The sequence below is a fragment of the Coprobacillus cateniformis genome (assembly GCF_009767585.1).
In the GTDB taxonomy this organism is placed as follows: Bacteria; Bacillota_I; Bacilli_A; order Erysipelotrichales; family Coprobacillaceae; genus Coprobacillus; species Coprobacillus cateniformis.
Genome location: NZ_WSNW01000001.1, coordinates 2,741,499 through 2,759,029 on the forward strand (window position 1 = coordinate 2,741,499; position 17,531 = coordinate 2,759,029).

A 17,531-nucleotide genomic window follows, 5' to 3' on the forward strand; every position below is an offset into this window, starting at 1 on the left:
TCTTCGTTATATAGAAAAGAGTGATAGGTAAAATGATAGTAGATATAGTTTATTCAGATAACATGGTTTTACAAAGAAATACACATAATTATATAACTGGACAATGTTTAGATAATGAGGATGTATCTATATATTTTCAAGGAACAAGGTATAGATCTCAGAGTAAGAATAATACATGGGAAATATGTTTGGATCATTTAAAAGAAGGGGGACCATATCAATTATTAATTGAGAGTCATGAATGCCAAATTATTTGGGAACATATTTATGTTGGTGATGTTTTTCTGGCAGCAGGACAATCAAACATGGAGTATCGTTTAAAAGATTCTTATTTAGGAGATGAGTATATTCATTCTCAAGAGCTAAATAATATATATTTCTTTCAAGTGCCAAGAGTAGAGTATAGAGAAAAAGGACAATCATATCCTCGTTTTGAAAAACCTCATTGGAAGGAAGCAAACCCAACAACATCAGGAAATCTTTCAGCAGTCGCATATCACTTAAGAATACATTTTTACTAACCTATTTAGGTTAGTGATTTTATAAAAATCAGCTATTTTTTCCATGTTTTTTAGTTTGCTCTATTCTTTTGATGAACTAATAGTATCAAATTAGAAGCATTTTTTCAAGATGCTTAGTATCATATAATATTCTATATCATATAATTATAATCAATTACACTAATCTAACTTTTTTGCTCTTTAACGATATTAATCATCCCTTTCATTACTATCGAATTTATTTATCTAGATTATTTTAATTATTAAGTACATGTTTTATAATGACAAATACTTGTAAACTCAAGCATTTTAGACTATTTCTATTTTATTCTATCTTTTGTTATTTATCATTTACTTGAAATATTTTGGTATTTTTTTGGTATGTTATTTGATAAAAATGATTCAGTGTAATTTTTCATATATTATGATAAAAATATACTATCAATATTTGTCCACAATACTCCTTATCATGTAGTCATAATCAAGTTATATAAATTAAAAACTCCTTGTCCATTACCAAAAGATTGTATTTAGCATTAAATTATCTTATAGCTATTTAAAGTATAAAAAATTATTTTTCCATGATTCTTTGATAAAAATTTTAATTGCTTTTCTCTTATCGCATCATATACTCTTGTAGTCATAACTTCTTGTCCATAATGGATAAATATTTTCATAATTAAAATGAGATTGTTTTACTCCTTGAGGACAGACAACTAAAAATAAATAATCATCTAACTCAAATAAATCAGGACATTCCCACATATATCCAAATCTTTTTGGCGTTGTTATAGTGTTAAAATATTCAAAATTCTTCAAATCTTGACTTTTATAAAGCAATACACATCCTTGATTATCATTTGTTCTTGCACCTAGAATCAGATAATAATTTTCATCTTTTTTAATAATTTTTGGATCTCTAACATGTTTTGAAATATTTGATGGATAATGTTTATTTGACATGATTAACTCTTTCTTATCTATAGAAAAACCATCTTCACTCTTACAACAAATCGTATTTTGTTCTCTTCCTTCATGAATATAATCATAGCCATTCCTATCTGTTAATTTAACATTACCTGTATAAAAATAATAGATTGTATTATTTTCTACAAATGCAGATCCACTATAGACACCATTTCTTTTCAATATCTTACTCCTTTATATAATACTTCTTCTTTTTAATTCTTTATAAATACCATGTTCAAAAACATCTTCACATACCGAAGTTGCGACATTCTTTAACATTTGATGACTTCTTTTCATAGCTACTACAATATCAGCTACTTGTGACATGACTATATCATTTTGTCCATCACCAAAACAAATTGTTTCTTCTTGCTTTATGCTTAATCTTTCTTGTAATCGTTGAATTGCTTTTCCTTTGTCACAATCTTTTTGAATAATTTCATAATATTGATGATCTGCATCACTTTGTGCTAATTGCATATTGTCTTGTAATATGGTTTTAACTCCACTAAATATTTCTTGATTAGAGCATAAGCAAATCTTATGTATATCTTAATGTTCATACTCATCAATATTATTTTTATAAATTATTTTTTCTGTAATGAACTGTTTATTTGTACTTGAATGCTTTATTTTAAATTGATTCATTGATTCAAAAATTTCTTTAGCTTTTTGATTCATAAAAACTTTCTTCTGACTTTCAATTGAAAAAGCCACATTTCTATTTTTTAATAAATGAACAACTTTTTTGATCAAGTCTTGTTCAAATGATTGATTATAGAGTATTTTATCGTGATAGATAATGTAATTACCACCACCTGCGATATATCCATCTACCCCCAATGACAGAACATCATCTTGTATTGTACCCATACTTCTTCCTGTGCAAATGACAACATTGCAATAATTTCTTTGACATAAATGAATCGCCTTTTTTGCAGATTTTGGAATTCCTTGCACTTCATCCCTAAGTGTTCCATCTATATCAAGTATTAATAATTTGTACAATTTTCTCTTCCTTTCTTGCTAGCAAAATTATCATATCATTCAAAAAAAAGGACATCAATATTTTGACATCCTTTAAAAAATATGTTCAATTTTAGTACAAATTTTCATTTTATGGGAAAATGTTCACCACTAAGATACATCTTATATTTAATATATAGTAATTCAATACATGAAGCCATCAATGCTTGTCCAATTCCAAGTTCCCAAAACTTTTTCAGAACACTAATACCAAATTCAGCACGATGCCGTACCTTGTATTTCGCCCCTACTGCCTCGATTCCAGCAGTCCCTATAACTGCGCCATCAATTATAGCAATAATCTCGATTTCATTTTCACTATTTTCCTTCTCTTTCAGAATCCGGCTTTCTTGTGCTGCATCAAAAGTGTTTTCATCGGGATATGTAAGTAAATAGTCGGTTTGGGTATGAGTTAAAGTGAAGTTATCTAATACAAGCTGTCCATCACTTTCAGTTGCATTTCTCAAACAACATTCCATACCATTCTTTAATATTATTATTTTGCTATATTTCATAGCCAGCTACTCCTTTACAACTGCAATATTATTCCTGCAACCGTCCCTTGTTAAACAACTTATCAATTTTTGTACCCTTTCTTATACTTTAACTTTCTTCTCATTATTCTTTTACAGGGAGATTATGTTGCTTTAAAAAAGAAAGTTTATCCCAATATCCACGCTGGAATAATATCTTTTCATTTACAACATGGAAAAATCCGCACCCACGTAATCCTAACGGGTCTTTCCACTCTAAGATAGCCCATTGCCCATCTTCAAAAATATTTTCCACAATACAAACCATTTTTGCAGTTGCAAACTCATTTGCAAACATTTCTCTAATAGCCACAACTCCTACAACAGGTTCATTTGCAACTTGATGGTTTGTTGCATTATTATCATACAGACTACTAATCATGTCCACATCACTGGCATTAAAAGCGTCTACCCATTTATTTACTACTTCTTTCGGACTTAGCATATATTGTTATCCTCCTTTTTGATTAGAAATACCATTGGTTTTCATCTTGCTATTAACTATCACTACTGACTTTGCAAATTTAATTTATACTGCCTAACGATTTCACTTGCCGCGAAACCAGAGTTTTGAATTTACTAACTGTTTTCAATTTCGTTTCCTATAAAGTAATTTGCTATTTCAAAAGCCTTTATTCGTCTTTTCGCCAAAGTGATTTGTGACTTATATCTCTCTGGATTTTCTTTTGCTTCAAAGGTTATTATTGTTTCCCGTAATTTATGCAATGTTGAATCAATTTGCCTTTTTGCTTCAATTAAATCTTCCTTAGTATATTCCATTATTACCCTCCATAACTTCTGATTGTTGTCGTCTTGGCTATTATATGTCTTTTCTTCCCCAAATGGTATAGGCTTTTATTTTTGTAATACTGTAAAACTTTTTTCTGTAAGGTATTCAAGGGATATTTCTTTTGTGCTTCCTGCTCCGTGTCCTCGCTGCGTTGATCGTTGCATTTCGGATAACGACTTTGCAAAAGGCATGGAAAGTGTACTCGATATGGTTCCCGATATTCTTCTGTACAGGTCATGGAAAATCCCCCTTTCCTCCCAAAAGGGCTGTGGCTGGTTGGTAGTTGCTTTTTACCCAACAAACTTGAATTTATTTTAAGCTATCACGTTTTACCTTTTTAAGCCTTACTATCATTACCATAGGAATTTCTTTGTTGTTTTTGAAACATTCTTCATAAAATCCATCAATGACAAATCCAGCTCTAAAACAAAGGTTAAAAATATCTTGTATGGAACGATGATAATAAATCTGCTCCTCCGGTTGCCCTTCAATCGCTATACCATAGTAACTGTGCGGTGTCATATATTTTTCAGTCAACGTGATAAAACAAGGGTGTTGCGTTGCAAAGACAAAAATTCCGCTTTCCTCCAACAGTTCATAAACAGCCATAAGAAGTGGTTCAATATCCGTAATATCCATAATTGCCATATTAGAAACTGCTTTCGTAAAGGCTCGATTTCTTTTTAATTCTAATATACTTTCTCTATTGGTCGCATCCGCTACACAAAATTCAATTTGTTTTGCATATTGTGATTGCCGTCTTTTAGCCAACTCTATCATTTTTTTGCTGTAATCAAAAGCGACAATCGAAGCGCCTCTTTGTGCAAGATACGAAGAATAATTTCCATTGCCACACGCAATATCCAAAATGTAATCCGCAGGATTAGGAGATAGAAGTTCCGTTACTTTGGGACGTACTACCTCTCTGTGAAATTCATTAGATTCGTCACCCATTGCATTATCCCAAAATTGTGCGTTTTTCTCCCAGATTTTTTTACTTTCCTCTGTTCCCATGTTCTCTCTCCCTCCCAAAATTTGCCTTTTTGCTTCAATTAAATCTTCCTTACTATATTCCATTGTTACCCTCCATAACTTCTGATTGTTGTCGTCTCGGCTATTATATATCTTTTCTTCCCAAAATGGTATAGGCTTTTATTTTTGTAATACTGTAAAACTTTTCTTCTGTAAGGTATTCAAAGTATATTTCCCTTTGTCGCCGTTTGCCCCTGTCACGCTATGAGTTAATAGCGGCATAGCGAATAACAGCTTTGCAAAAAGCATTAACGGTATACATAATGTGTTCTTTATATGCTTCAATGTATGTTGAAAGTCCTTGTTTTTTATTTGGTGTATTTATCTGGTATTTATTTAAAATAGGTTAGTACATTTGACAAGGGTATAATAAATCGACACTCAAAAATAGAGCCAACCTACATTAGGCCGCCGCTATTGGAAAACCAAAAGTAGCGGCTTTTTTGCGCGATATGGCCGAAAAGTCTAAATTGCCGCACAGTGCACTTTTCTAAAAATATCAGCCTCCGGGAATACAGCATTCCATGCTTCTTTTTAAGAAAGCAGGATATGTCATCATTTGTCATTTCTTCTCAATGTAATAACTGCATGGCATATCAAGCCAAATACAAGAGAAAAACAGCCACCGCCAAATAGTGATGCTCCCCACCCTGCACCCGACATTGTCATAAAACCGCCAACAAAGAAAATACCAATGCCAAGAAATATACCAACAGCATAAAAAAGTCCAATTGCCATATCGTACCTATTAAATTGTTGTTTCTCCTTTTTTTCATATGTTTCCATTTTTGTTATTACCCCCTTCGCAAAATCGTCCATGTAAACGCCAAAAAGAAAACAAATTTTTTTCAACATATTTAAATCAGGTTCATTAACATCTCTCTCCCAATTCGATAATGCCTGCCGAGTGACATTCAATTCTCTAGCTAATTCTTCTTGCGTCATTCCCGCTTGTGTCCGCAGATGGCGTATTTGCTTTCCTGTTGTAATATCCCTCTGTTTCTGGTTCAAAATAGTTCCTCCTCTTTGATACTAATTTTATCAATGATATTTCGCAATAGCAAGCAATGAACACTTGCATTGCGCAAGACATTACATTATCTTCTGAAACATATGGCGAACCTTATCTAAACGGCTGTTCGGGCGGCGTGGCTGAAACACAGGCTCGCCGGAAGTTTCCTGATACCCTTTTAATTCTGTAATACAAACACTTCTTCCATTTGTATAAAAATTCAAATCATTCCTATATTCACCGATACAACGGGCAGGGATTTCCCCCTTAAAAATAACTTCATCTTTTTCAAGTCTGGTTGATTCAATTATTGCGCAATACTTTAGTGCGTCATTATAAGCCCGTGAAAGATATTCCTGCGGTGCAAAAAGAGTAAAGGAAAGGTATGGTTCCAACAGCTGTGTTCCTGCTTTTTTCAATGCTTGCTCCAACACGACAGGTGCAAGAAAACGAAAATCAGCGGGGGTACTGACTGGACTGTAATAAACTCCATAATCAAAACAAATTTGGCAGTCTGTCACTCCCCAGCCATATAAGCCCTGCTCCATTCCATAACACACACCCTCCATGACGGCATTTTGAAAACTTTGGTTTAAATATCCGAGAGATACCTCGCTTTTATATTGTGTTCCGCTTCCAACAGGAAGCGGTGTTACAGTCAAACCAATAGATGCCCAAAACGGATTCGGCGGCACTTCAATATGAATCGTGAAGCTTGCTTTTTTTTGCGGTCTTTCCAGATAAATAACCGAAGGCTCTTTCATAACCACGCCCACATGATATTTTTCTTCTAATAGCGAACAAATAACTTCTAACTGTACTTTTCCCAAAAAAGATAACATAATCTCATGGGTAACAGTATCAATTTCAAAATGCAAAAGAGGGTCTGTATCAGCAATCTCTACGAGGGCATTTAACAGGGCTTCCCTTTGCTCCGGCTTTTGCGGCTCTACGGTTGTCCGAAGTAATGGCATGGGATTATCAATCTGTGTTTTTTGAGGTAAGAGTTTTTCATTCCCCAGAATGTCGTTCAGTTTCAAAGTATCATCAGCTAAAATAACAATTTCTCCCGGATAAGCATGGTCAGCCGGGACGATTTTACCATTTAACGGAATACACATTTCTGTAATCTTTATTTTTTTCTTTTTTGACAGTGGCAGAGCATCCCGTAAATGGAGCGTCCCATGATACAGGCGTAAATAAGAAAGCCGTTTTTTCCGGTCTGTATACTCAACCTTAAAAACATATCCACATAATTCAGACTGAATATCGTCTGTTTCTGTAATGAAAGTTTCTGTAATCGCTTCAATCAGTTTTTCTGTTCCTAAATTGTCTTTTGCACTCCCATGATAAACAGGAAACAAAGAGCAGCATCTGGTTCTTTTGCACTTTTCATATTGTAATTCCTGTATATCCAAAGAATCCTCTGCAACATATCGTTCTAATAGTTCATCGCTTCCAGAAATAATAATATCCCATTTGTCCAAATCAGAAATATCGGTTATGGTTATCTTTGGCGACAAGGCAACCTCCTGCATGACAATCATATCACTGGTAAGTTTATCTTTAATGCTTTGGTAAACACGCTGCAGGTCGATTCCATTTTGGTCTATCTTATTTACGAAGATAATTGTCGGGATGTTCATCTTCTGAAGCGCATGGAATAATATACGGGTCTGTGCCTGTACGCCGTCTTTTGCCGAAATGACTAAAACAGCTCCGTCAAGGACAGATAAAGAGCGGTATGCTTCGGTTAAAAAATCCATATGACCAGGAGTGTCCACGATATTGATTTTATAATCATTCCAGCAAAAAGAAGTAACCGCTGTCTGAATGGTGATTCCCCGTTTCCGTTCCAAAATCATAGTGTCTGTTCTTGTAGTTCCTTTATCCACGTTTCCTTGTTCCGCAATCGCTCCACTGGTGTATAGCAGGCTTTCCGTCAATGTTGTTTTTCCTGCGTCTACATGGGCAAGAATGCCAATATTGATTATTTTCATGTGATTGTCCTCCTTTTACAGCCCTAAAGGGCATAAAAATCCCCAGCAGTAAAGTACTTTTACCACTGGGGATTATAATTTGCGGACATACACATATACAGCATACACCTATTTATGATTGCTGTTTTTTGGATATGTCAAAATTGATAAGGTAAAAGTATTCTTAAAATTGGATACAAAAACTAAGCCCCCCACGAAAGGGACTATCATAATTCTTTGTTCCTACTATTTGATTATAGTTTTATTTAAGAATACCTTGCTGCATATTTTTTACTCCTTTTCTAGAACAAAATTATTCTATCACATCAGTTTTAGGAAAGCAAGTACCTAAAAGAAATTTTTCTTCCCCTTATATGTAACAATCATACCGGCTTCTTGGCGTTCAGAATAGTCTCTGCTGTTTGCTGTGGTGTTTGGTTGGAATTGTCCAACCAAAAGCTGATTCGGGGTGTTGTCTGTATAAATGTATCGTATAAGGTTTCAACCGTAAAGCCAGAATAGCCTGCTTTCTCCCTGTATAGTTACGTCTTTTTACAAACGTAAACCTGTTACGATTATTGTGTGATATATATATTGTCAATAATTTTCTTAATATTATCGCTCCTGTTCGTGATTTCGGTACTTTGTGTGGTTGTGGTCTGTATTTCGTTGCTTGCTAATACAGTAATCACTACTCTGAGTTACCTTTTTAAATATTTTCAAAATACAGAGGATCATTTTGTTAGTCACTGTATTTTTTGAACCTCTGTATTTGTACTTTTTTTACTAAACTAAATATCGTTCTTTGTTTATCATTACCTTTATTAGAACCTGTTCTTTTTGGTTTGATTGTTCCTTCACTTGTAAGTTCAGCTCTTGCTCTTTTAAGTGTTGATTTGCTTATATCTAATTCTTCTGCCAAATTATAGATTTCATCTGAATAAGCATCATGGTCATTTAACAAACTTATGATTGCTTCCTCAACCAATGATTTTTTCTTATTACCTTTTGTCTTCATTATTTTTCTTAAAAGTTTTGATTTCATATTAATTTCATTAAATGCTTTCTTATTATACTTAGTACAAATTTTATTTACCTTTGCAAGTTATAACTCCAATTTAGGATTAGCAGGATTATATTAATCATTTTCTCTTTTTCAGTCATAGTATATGCTACCTTAAAATTTATATTTAATAAATCATGTTATACAAATTTATTACAAGAAAGTCATTATATTTCAAATATAAAAAGGAACTCTGCTATAAGTTCCCTTAAATATGAATAATTTGTTTATTAATAACCTCTTCAACACAGTTTTGAATGTTATTCATCTCTTGAATCCATTTCATTTGATCTTTTTCTTTAAGTTCTTTAGTAATATTTCTTTTAACTTTATATTGTTCAATCAATCTATCATATAATACATTTGCTTCATCATCTATCATTTGCAGATGTTCATTTAATTCACCACTTGTTAATAAATTTGTATAAAATATTGGTCGATATTGCTTTAGATACTGCAATCTCTTTCTACCAAACCTTGTTAAATGTATTTCCTTTTGAGGCGGTAATGTTAATTTTGGATATAATAATCCATTAATTTCAATGTATTCAATTTCTTTCATCTTGTTCTTTCCTTTCTTCTCTTTTGTTTTTCATGTTCGTTTAAAAATTTATTGATACCTAATGAACGTTCTTCTATTTTTTGACAATACATTAATTCTTTTCTTAACTTTCCTATCTCTGGTGTATATGATTTTGCTATTAACTTTTGTTCATCTTTTTGCTCTTTAGTTTTATATTTTCTCACTTGATTTCTTGCTTTTTGTCTTTCCTTGATAAGATGGTTAAGTTCATTTTCAATCTTATCCATATGGCTGTATAAATCATCAAAAGTTTCAATTTTATTCTTACAAAGAATGATTGTCTGCTGATTAAATTCCTCCATCTTTTGTACTGCTTTTTGTAATTCTTCCTTTTCAAACGGACTTAACTTGCATCTATTATTACGTGGTAAGATTTTTAATTTGTACTGATAGTGAAGGAACAATCTCTGTAATCCTGTTAATCTTCGTTGTTCATATTGCTGACAATATGGCTTAATATCAAATCCTAATCGTCCATATGGTGATGTATTATATTTATCTTTATTAAAATCTAATATTCTATCAATTAGTTTTTCTTTTGTATAATCATCACCTAATGATTTCAAACGAATAAATTTGCGATGTAATGGATGCCTAACAGAAATATTCCTTTCAGTTATTTTGATTTCATAGCCTTCTAGTTCAAGTTCATTATAGAATTGTCTATCTGTATAACTGACACTGATTACCTGATCAACTGCTTCTCTAACAATTTCTTTAAGTCTATCATTATGGAAAACCTGTTTTCTTGACTTGCCTACATATTGTTTAAATTCTACAACTGATAAATTATGTTCTCTGCATAATTCATCAGATATATTTCTCATATTTTGAATATCATTATAGGTATTACAATATCTTTTTCCATCTACAAATGATGTTGAGTTTAATAGAAAATGATTATGAATATTATCAGTATCCAAATGTGTTGAAACAATCACCTCAAACCTATCTCCCCACATCTTTTTTGCAAACTCCACACCTAACTGATGTGCCAAATCTGCATTGACTTCATCTTCTTCAAATGACTGGTAGCCATGAAATGCTAGTATTTCGCTTTCATCATGGAAATGCCTCTTCGTATTGACCATGCTTAATTTTGGATTATCAAATAAACAGTTAAGATAAGTGACATATCTTTTTTCAATAGTCTTTTCACCATTAGTCGTATAATCGATAACAGTTTCCAATCCAATTGTTTTATATGGATTGGAAACATAATTAACTAAATGGTCTAAACGATTCTTTACTGCCCACATTCCTGTTGTTGCCATTATACAACACCTCTTATCATTGATTCTGTGAATGATATAAGAGATTTTAACTGTGTTAGAACAGATAATGACTCTTGTTCAATTAATGGCTGATAATAAGCTAATTTCACCAATTGATTGAGATTATTACCAATAGAATTAAACTCATTGATTAGCCTTTGATAATCAATTGATGGCTGTTCTTTTGGAACACTTTTTAACAAAGTTGTTCTCATATAATTTTCTCGGCTGGTATAACCTGCTTTCAAAACATAGCTGTTTAAAAGCATTAATTCGTCATCAGTAAATCTCACTTTAACTTCTTTATTTCGTTTCATGTGACATTTCACTCCTTTCTCTGGGTCTTAGGGTCATCCCTAAAATTGTAATTTGCCCCCAAATTACGCTGCTTGCTAATACAATAATCACTACTTTGAGTTACCTTTTTAAATATTTTCAAAATACAGAGGATCACTTTGTTAGTCACTGTATTTTTGGCCCTCTGTATTTTTTGAACCTCTGTATTTATACTTTTTTTACTAAACTAAATATCGTTCTTTGTTTATCATTACCTTTATTAGAACCTGTTCTTTTTGGTTTGATTATTCCTTCACTTGTAAGTTCTGCTCTTGCTCTTTTAAGTGTCGATTTGCTTATGTCTAATTCTTCTGCTAAATTGTAGATTTCATCTGAATAAGCATCATGGTCATTTAATAAACTTATAACTGCTTCTTTAGCTTCTTCAACCAATGATTTTTTCTTATTACCTTTTGTTTTTTCTTTTTGAAAGTCAAAATCCTTTTTAGAAGTCGTTCCTACTTTAACAATCACACTATCTTCAATTTTAAATAAGGTTGTAGGTTGCAATTTCCCATAATTACTTTTTTCCTGCGAAAAATAATGAATACCCTCATCACTTGCATCTCCTACAAAAATAACACTTCTTGCAATATCCCAAATATCAGAACTATCAGATGCTCTATTTCGTCCACCTGCCATTTCTCGTTTATTTGTGTGAACAATAATGATGATTGTGACATGATATATTTTACCCAATGCAATAAGGTTATTAAGAGTACTTCTCATAGTATTTCTTGCGCCCATATTAACACTATCACCAATAAAGCTTTGTAATGGATCAAAGACTAATACTTCTAACTTATTTTCTATAATTAAACCTTCTAGATATTGACTATTGAATTTCACTTTATGAAATCTCTTATCTGTTATTGGAATTGTTTTCACATTGCTTTGTTTTGCTAAATTGAGTCGCAACTTCTTTTTAATGATACTATCATGTGGATCTTCTGAACTAAAAAAACCAATTTTTAAAGGTTCTCTTTTATCTTCTTCTTGATTTTCAAAGAAACATAACTCTCCTTTTGATAATGCTGATATAATGCTGGTCCAAGAGGTTGTCTTACCAACCCCTCCATCACCAACAATCAAAGTTATTTGTTCTTTAGGAATATAGTTGGGAATAAGCCATTGTATTTCTTTTTCTTCAACTTCATCCATTGAAATCATATGATAATCTTCATTATCATCAAGTAAAGTTATATCATTAAAAACTGAAGTGTTTTTTAAGGTATCCAATGATATTTTCCTTTCATTGATAAATGATATTTAGTTTTTATATTTAATATATCTAACATACATATTCCTCTTTTCATTGACTTATATCCTTAAAATCAATAAAATGAATATGAGCATAAATGAAAGTCATTCAATGAGAATCCACTGCTAAATAGTTCTATTTGATGCTTTGATTTTTTGCTCTTTTTTTCTTTTCATTGATATAACGATTTCTAACATCATTTTTAATATTTCTAATTCATCTAATTCCAAATCATTAAAACTTTCTATCTTTTCAAACAACTGAATAAAATGAATTAATTCTCTTTTTAAAGAACGATAAACATATGGATTACCTAATACAACATAATCTTGATTTTCCATACAATGTATCAAATAGTCCTGCTTGGTTAACCCACTCAAAAAGACTTTTCTTTCAAGTACTCTATTTTCTTCAGGTGATACCCTAAATGCAATCACTTTACTACGAAAACGTCCTTGTTTATCATTGTTTTTATGCGACATTCACTATCTCCTCTCTTTCTATATTAAGTTTATCAGCTATTTCTTTACCTTTTGCAGGGAACAAATGTGCATATCGATAAGTAATATCAATACTTTCATGTCCTACTCTATCGGCTATAGCTACTGCACTAAATCCCATTTCAATCAATAATGATACATGACTGTGACGGAGATCATGCAAACGGATTCTTTTAACACCTGTTTCCTTACATCCTCTATCCATTTCATGATGTAATCCTGATTTTGTTATATGAAATATTCTTGAATCTCTTTTAATTCCATATAAACGACTAATGTAATCATGTATTTCTTCAGCCAAGAAATGTGGCATTTGTACTGTTCTATTACTCTTTTCAGTTTTAGGATCTGTAATCACATCATGTCCTTTAATTCTTTGAAAAGATTTATTAATTCTTACAGTCTCTTTTGTAAAATTAAAATCACCTGGTGTTAATGCCAACATTTCACCTAATCTTAAGCCACACCAATAAAGCATTTCAAATGCTTGATATACACCATCTTTTCTCATCATTGATTCAGAAAATTTTAAATACTCCTCCTTTGTCCAAAATTTCATTTCTTTACTTTTTTCTTTTCCCATATTTCCAGCAATTCTAGCAGGATTATTTTTAAGATTGTAATACTTAACTGCATGATTAAATATTGCACTTAATTGGTTATGAACTGTTTTAAGATAACATGGAGAATATGGATTACCATTTTCATCACGATATGCAAGCAATTCATTTTGCCATTCGATAATATCTGCTGGACTTATTTCATTTATCTTTTTCAATTTAAAATATGGTTTGATTTTATCTTCAATAACATATGTTTTTGTTATCATGGTATTTTGTTTAATACGATTAGATAAATCTCTTAAATAGATATTGAGAAATTCTTCAAAATTCATATCTAAATCTTTTGCCTGTTCCAATTTGAATTTTGCAATAAACTCATCTGCTTCTCTTTTAGTGCGAAAGCCTCGTTTCATTTTTTTGATTCTTTCGCCTTTCCAATTTTGATAATAAAATGAAGCATACCATGTTTGAGTGTTATTATCCTTGTATGCTGGCATAGTTTTGTTCCTCCTTTCTTACTCCATAAATTCTTTCTTCAAAATACTGCCTACTAACACGTCCACGAATAGTAATAAATCCTTTTTCTTCAAGCTCTTTATTAAGTTGCTTGATCAACTTATAAGCATACGCTTCTGACATACCAGTTATTTCAATAATATCGTGAGCATCCATAAATGTATTCATATCCATCTTATTTTCACCTCCTTTCATTAACTAACCCAAATAAGTTAATCTGTATATTATAGAATAATAGTAAAATCAACTATTGTCAAGAATAAATTATACTATTTAGGTTAGTCTACTTATTTTTTTAAGTTTATAGACTAACTTATTTAGTATTATTTTTTCTTTACCAATATTATATATTCTGTTATAATGGGGACAAAAGGAGTGATAATGATGTCATTAGGTTCAAATTTAAAAACAATTCGTCTATTTAGAAATAAAACTTTAAAGGAATTAGGACAAATTTTAGGTTTTTCAACTTCATCTGCTGATGTGCGTATTTCTCAATATGAATCCGATAAAAAGAAACCAAGAGAAAATGTTATTGAAAATCTAGCTTATAAACTAGATGTTTCACCACAAGCTATTGATATTCCTGATATTGAAACATACATAGGAGCTATTTATACCTTATTTCAACTAGAACGTTCATACGGCTTAAAAATTGATGAATTAGATGGTCAACCTATTTTGCGATTTGACAAGCTATTACCTCATGAACAAGATACTTTGTACGAATACATGCAAAATTGGTTAGAAGAAGCCAAAAACTTTAGAGAAGGTAAAATAACCCAACAGCAGTATGAAGAATGGAAATATAATTTTCCCAAATATTCAACTTTAAACATAAACAAGCAACCTCGGGAAGATTGGTTACACAATCAAGATGACTAATTGCAGGATTTTCCTGCTTTTTTATACTTACAATCCTTTCTTTACCACTTACAAAATATATAAATGAATTATCAAAAGAATAGTACAGTCTTAAAATCTGTAGTATCAAAATAGAATCATTTTCATGTTAATATACAAAAAAACTCCGATAAACACGGAGTTTTTAGCTTTTTTTCTACTATTCGAATTCATTTTGTAAGAACAATAAGACAATATACAGATATTCCAATTGGAATAGTTGAATGTAATAAAGGTGGTACTTCTGCGTCTTGCTGGATACCAAACAAAGAATTAGAAAAAAACATCTATTTAAAAGAGCTTTATATAGATCAATATTTTCAGGATATTCAAGATCAAAGTGATGAAGATGAAAATAGAAAAATAGATGAATTCAAACAAAGTCTACAGTTATACATGCAAAAAGTTCAATCATATAAAAATAACCATCCAGACCACAGTATGAGTGAAATAAAAAAAGCAGTAGGCCACACTCCTTGGCCAGGTCCAAAGGGTAAGAAAGATTTTGGAAGGCCAGGTGGATTGTATGAAACAATGTTTTCAGTTATCAAAACATATTCATTTGCATCAGTATTGTGGTATCAAGGAGAAGAAGATGTTAAATATGCAGAATATTATGATATTTTATTAACTTTACTTATTCATAAATGGAGAAGTGATTTAAGGAATAATCATTTACCATTCTTCTGTGTACAGTTACCTAATTATAATGATGAGAAATATGATAAGTGGCCAATATTAAGAGAAAAACAAGCATTAGTAAGTGAAAAAGTCAAAGATGTACATTTAATTGTTTCAATAGATTGTGGAGAAGAATTTAATATCCATCCTATTCATAAAGAAGTGATAGGTCAAAGACTAGGAAAATCTGTTCTTTTACACTATTATAATTATTCTATTCAGGGTGATGCTCCTACAATTATTTCAATAGAATACATTGATTCAAAATTATATATAAAGTATAATCAAAATCTCTATTATAAGGGAGAGAATATACAGGAATTTGAAATTGAAAATCATCTTGTAAGAAAACCTATTTATCCAGAATTAAAAGATGGTACTTTAATATTCGGTATAGATCAAGATTGTACGCAACTGTTATATGCCTATAAAAATTACCCAATAACTAATTTATATGGTATTAATGAAATTCCTATTGCACCATTTCGTATCACTATTAATAAAAATGTTTAAATCAGCAAAAGCACTGTATTATAAGTTGATAAATGCAAAATAGGACAATATATTAAACAACTCAGGACATTTGAAACTGGGTTGTTTTTTTGTATGATGAGATTGTAGAAAAGAGGTGGGAAGATGAGATATTATCTCGCAATAGATATTGGAGCATCAAGTGGTAGACATATGTTGTGTTCTTTGCAAAACAATCAAATATATCTAGAAGAAATCTATCGATTTGAAAATCATGTTGAATTGAAAAATGGTCATTACTATTGGAATATAGATTATTTATTTGGAGAAGTTGTCGCAGGGATTAAAGAATGTGTCAAACACAATAAGATACCAACAACACTAGGAATTGATACATGGGCAGTAGATTATGTGTTGTTAGATGAGTTAGGACATCGTATTGATGATGTTTATGCTTATAGAGATAACAGAGTGGATAGCTTTATCAAACCAGATAAAATAGAAGAGTTATATATGAAAACAGGAGTTCAGTATCAAAAGTTTAATACGATTTATCAGCTTGCAAGTGATGATGAATTAAGAAAAACCAGAACTCTTGATTTTCTCATGATACCTGATTATCTCAATTATTTATTAACTGGAAAAAAGGTCAATGAGTATACCAATATGTCAACAACACAACTCTTAGATATTCAAACCAGCAAGTTATCAAAAGAGTTATTAGACTTTTGTCAAACTGATGTTGAGATTTTTCAAGATATTGTGATGCCTGGAACATCATTAGGTTCACTATCAAAAGATATGAGAAAAGTGATTGGAGCTGATATAGAAGTCATTGTACCTTGTACTCATGATACGGGTAGTGCTTATATGGCAGCAATTGAAGACAAGAGTATTATTTTGAGTTCAGGAACATGGTCATTATTAGGAATTGAAACAATGCAACCCATTGTGACTTTAGAATCAATGAATGCCAACTTTACCAATGAGGGGGGGTATCAGCAACGTTATCGCTTTTTAAAAAATATCATGGGACTATGGATTATTCAGGAAGTTTCAAGAAATCTTGATGAGAAATATAGCTTTGCAAAGTTAGTGGAATTGGCAAGACAAGATCAATTTGCTGGGATTTTTGATGTCAATGATGAACGTTTCTTAAAACCTGAGAGTATGATTTTTGAAATTAAGCAATACTTTCAAGAAAGACATGAAACACCTCCTCAAACAGTTGGGCAGATCGCTTCTTGTGTTTATCATTCATTGGCATATGGTTATAAAAAAGCCATTGAGGAATTAGAGATGATAACTAAACAAACTTATCCAGTTATTAATATTATTGGCGGGGGATGTCAAAATCAATTATTGAATGAAATGATTGCTGAAATGACTGGAAAAAAGGTTGTTGCTGGACCTGTAGAAGCGACAGCACTGGGAAATATTCTGGCACAATTGATACAGCAAAAAGTTGTTAATGATTTATGTGAGGGGAGAGCATTGATTAAAAAATCATTTGAGATGAAAGAATATAAAGGAGAATAA

The 17,531-nt window shown here is 31.4% G+C and carries 19 protein-coding genes and 1 pseudogene; 4 read left to right on the forward strand and 16 right to left on the reverse strand.

The genetic code is table 11. The features are described from left to right. Positions 1 to 32: 32 nt before the first annotated feature. Entirely contained in the window at positions 33 to 521 is a 489-nt protein-coding gene (locus tag GQF29_RS13425) for a hypothetical protein (RefSeq protein WP_054688413.1), read from the forward strand. Between the two features lie 603 nt (positions 522 to 1,124). Here the strand turns inward: GQF29_RS13425 and GQF29_RS13430 are convergent. The 16 genes and pseudogenes from GQF29_RS13430 to GQF29_RS13520 all read right to left on the reverse strand — a co-directional run bounded on the left by GQF29_RS13430 (position 1,125) and on the right by GQF29_RS13520 (position 14,111). Next, on the reverse strand, positions 1,125 to 1,649 hold the full coding sequence (locus GQF29_RS13430) for a glycoside hydrolase family protein (RefSeq protein WP_008788602.1): 525 nt from the start codon (positions 1,647 to 1,649) through the stop codon (positions 1,125 to 1,127). Between the two features lie 12 nt (positions 1,650 to 1,661). Continuing rightward, positions 1,662 to 2,477, reverse strand: a pseudogene (locus tag GQF29_RS18990) (Cof-type HAD-IIB family hydrolase). Positions 2,478 to 2,581: 104 nt separating this feature from the next. After that, positions 2,582 to 3,010 (reverse strand): GNAT family N-acetyltransferase, encoded by a 429-nt coding sequence (locus GQF29_RS13440; protein ID WP_008788599.1) that lies wholly within the window; start codon positions 3,008 to 3,010, stop codon positions 2,582 to 2,584. A gap of 103 nt (positions 3,011 to 3,113) precedes the next feature. Beyond that, positions 3,114 to 3,473: a nuclear transport factor 2 family protein gene (locus GQF29_RS13445; protein ID WP_008788598.1), complete on the reverse strand. Its 360-nt coding sequence runs from the start codon at positions 3,471 to 3,473 to the stop codon at positions 3,114 to 3,116. Positions 3,474 to 3,607: 134 nt separating this feature from the next. Further along, positions 3,608 to 3,808: a hypothetical protein gene (locus GQF29_RS13450; RefSeq protein WP_008788597.1), complete on the reverse strand. Its 201-nt coding sequence runs from the start codon at positions 3,806 to 3,808 to the stop codon at positions 3,608 to 3,610. A gap of 319 nt (positions 3,809 to 4,127) precedes the next feature. Continuing rightward, on the reverse strand, positions 4,128 to 4,895 hold the full coding sequence (locus GQF29_RS13460) for a class I SAM-dependent methyltransferase (protein WP_008788596.1): 768 nt from the start codon (positions 4,893 to 4,895) through the stop codon (positions 4,128 to 4,130). A 510-nt stretch (positions 4,896 to 5,405) separates the two neighbouring features. After that, entirely contained in the window at positions 5,406 to 5,861 is a 456-nt protein-coding gene (locus GQF29_RS13470; protein WP_008788595.1) for an XRE family transcriptional regulator, read from the reverse strand. 81 nt (positions 5,862 to 5,942) lie between these two features. Further along, positions 5,943 to 7,862, reverse strand: coding sequence for a tetracycline resistance ribosomal protection protein Tet(32) (tet(32), locus tag GQF29_RS13475; protein WP_017144211.1), 1,920 nt, complete (start codon positions 7,860 to 7,862; stop codon positions 5,943 to 5,945). 721 nt (positions 7,863 to 8,583) lie between these two features. Next, positions 8,584 to 8,886 carry a hypothetical protein gene (locus tag GQF29_RS13485; protein WP_008788593.1) on the reverse strand — a complete coding sequence of 101 codons (303 nt, stop codon included), beginning with the start codon at positions 8,884 to 8,886 and terminating at the stop codon, positions 8,584 to 8,586. 226 nt (positions 8,887 to 9,112) lie between these two features. Next, positions 9,113 to 9,466: a TnpV protein gene (locus GQF29_RS13490; protein WP_008788592.1), complete on the reverse strand. Its 354-nt coding sequence runs from the start codon at positions 9,464 to 9,466 to the stop codon at positions 9,113 to 9,115. Continuing rightward, on the reverse strand, positions 9,463 to 10,761 hold the full coding sequence (locus tag GQF29_RS13495) for a relaxase/mobilization nuclease domain-containing protein (RefSeq protein ID WP_008788591.1): 1,299 nt from the start codon (positions 10,759 to 10,761) through the stop codon (positions 9,463 to 9,465). The genes GQF29_RS13490 and GQF29_RS13495 overlap by 4 nt, the downstream gene beginning before the upstream one ends. Continuing rightward, positions 10,761 to 11,078, reverse strand: a complete 318-nt coding sequence (locus GQF29_RS13500) for a plasmid mobilization protein (protein ID WP_017144210.1) — start codon at positions 11,076 to 11,078, stop codon at positions 10,761 to 10,763. Before GQF29_RS13500 ends, GQF29_RS13495 begins: the two co-directional genes overlap by 1 nt. Before the next feature lie 187 nt (positions 11,079 to 11,265). Beyond that, on the reverse strand, positions 11,266 to 12,336 hold the full coding sequence (locus GQF29_RS13505) for an AAA family ATPase (protein ID WP_017144209.1): 1,071 nt from the start codon (positions 12,334 to 12,336) through the stop codon (positions 11,266 to 11,268). A gap of 147 nt (positions 12,337 to 12,483) precedes the next feature. Continuing rightward, positions 12,484 to 12,840 carry a plasmid mobilization protein gene (locus tag GQF29_RS13510; protein ID WP_008788588.1) on the reverse strand — a complete coding sequence of 119 codons (357 nt, stop codon included), beginning with the start codon at positions 12,838 to 12,840 and terminating at the stop codon, positions 12,484 to 12,486. Further along, the gene (locus tag GQF29_RS13515; protein WP_022001766.1) at positions 12,830 to 13,918 is read right to left on the reverse strand and encodes a site-specific integrase; all 1,089 of its coding nucleotides are present in this window, start codon (positions 13,916 to 13,918) and stop codon (positions 12,830 to 12,832) included. The genes GQF29_RS13510 and GQF29_RS13515 overlap by 11 nt, the downstream gene beginning before the upstream one ends. Next, positions 13,899 to 14,111, reverse strand: a complete 213-nt coding sequence (locus GQF29_RS13520) for a hypothetical protein (RefSeq protein ID WP_008788586.1) — start codon at positions 14,109 to 14,111, stop codon at positions 13,899 to 13,901. Before GQF29_RS13520 ends, GQF29_RS13515 begins: the two co-directional genes overlap by 20 nt. A gap of 210 nt (positions 14,112 to 14,321) precedes the next feature. On the opposite strand from GQF29_RS13520, the gene GQF29_RS13525 reads away from it, so the two are divergent. From GQF29_RS13525 to GQF29_RS13535, 3 genes are all read left to right on the forward strand, one after another. After that, positions 14,322 to 14,822, forward strand: a complete 501-nt coding sequence (locus tag GQF29_RS13525; RefSeq protein ID WP_017144208.1) for a helix-turn-helix domain-containing protein — start codon at positions 14,322 to 14,324, stop codon at positions 14,820 to 14,822. A 459-nt stretch (positions 14,823 to 15,281) separates the two neighbouring features. Beyond that, entirely contained in the window at positions 15,282 to 16,034 is a 753-nt protein-coding gene (locus tag GQF29_RS13530) for a sialate O-acetylesterase (protein WP_236916437.1), read from the forward strand. Positions 16,035 to 16,157: 123 nt separating this feature from the next. Then, a complete protein-coding gene (locus GQF29_RS13535) occupies positions 16,158 to 17,531 on the forward strand; it encodes a rhamnulokinase (protein ID WP_117598693.1) in 1,374 nt (457 codons plus the stop codon).

Bases quoted from the DNA above. Each gene is read 5' to 3' on its own strand.
- GQF29_RS13425 (WP_054688413.1), top strand. From the start codon at position 33: ATGATAGTAGATATAGTTTATTCAGATAACATGGTTTTACAAAGAAAT.
- GQF29_RS13440 (WP_008788599.1), bottom strand. From the start codon at position 3,010: ATGAAATATAGCAAAATAATAATATTAAAGAATGGTATGGAATGTTGT.
- GQF29_RS13445 (WP_008788598.1), bottom strand. From the start codon at position 3,473: ATGCTAAGTCCGAAAGAAGTAGTAAATAAATGGGTAGACGCTTTTAAT.
- GQF29_RS13450 (WP_008788597.1), bottom strand. From the start codon at position 3,808: ATGGAATATACTAAGGAAGATTTAATTGAAGCAAAAAGGCAAATTGAT.
- GQF29_RS13460 (WP_008788596.1), bottom strand. From the start codon at position 4,895: ATGGAATATAGTAAGGAAGATTTAATTGAAGCAAAAAGGCAAATTTTG.
- GQF29_RS13485 (WP_008788593.1), bottom strand. From the start codon at position 8,886: ATGAAATCAAAACTTTTAAGAAAAATAATGAAGACAAAAGGTAATAAG.
- GQF29_RS13490 (WP_008788592.1), bottom strand. From the start codon at position 9,466: ATGAAAGAAATTGAATACATTGAAATTAATGGATTATTATATCCAAAA.
- GQF29_RS13495 (WP_008788591.1), bottom strand. From the start codon at position 10,761: ATGGCAACAACAGGAATGTGGGCAGTAAAGAATCGTTTAGACCATTTA.
- GQF29_RS13500 (WP_017144210.1), bottom strand. From the start codon at position 11,078: ATGAAACGAAATAAAGAAGTTAAAGTGAGATTTACTGATGACGAATTA.
- GQF29_RS13510 (WP_008788588.1), bottom strand. From the start codon at position 12,840: ATGTCGCATAAAAACAATGATAAACAAGGACGTTTTCGTAGTAAAGTG.
- GQF29_RS13515 (WP_022001766.1), bottom strand. From the start codon at position 13,918: ATGCCAGCATACAAGGATAATAACACTCAAACATGGTATGCTTCATTT.
- GQF29_RS13520 (WP_008788586.1), bottom strand. From the start codon at position 14,111: ATGGATATGAATACATTTATGGATGCTCACGATATTATTGAAATAACT.
- GQF29_RS13525 (WP_017144208.1), top strand. From the start codon at position 14,322: ATGTCATTAGGTTCAAATTTAAAAACAATTCGTCTATTTAGAAATAAA.
- GQF29_RS13530 (WP_236916437.1), top strand. From the start codon at position 15,282: ATGAGTGAAATAAAAAAAGCAGTAGGCCACACTCCTTGGCCAGGTCCA.
- GQF29_RS13535 (WP_117598693.1), top strand. From the start codon at position 16,158: ATGAGATATTATCTCGCAATAGATATTGGAGCATCAAGTGGTAGACAT.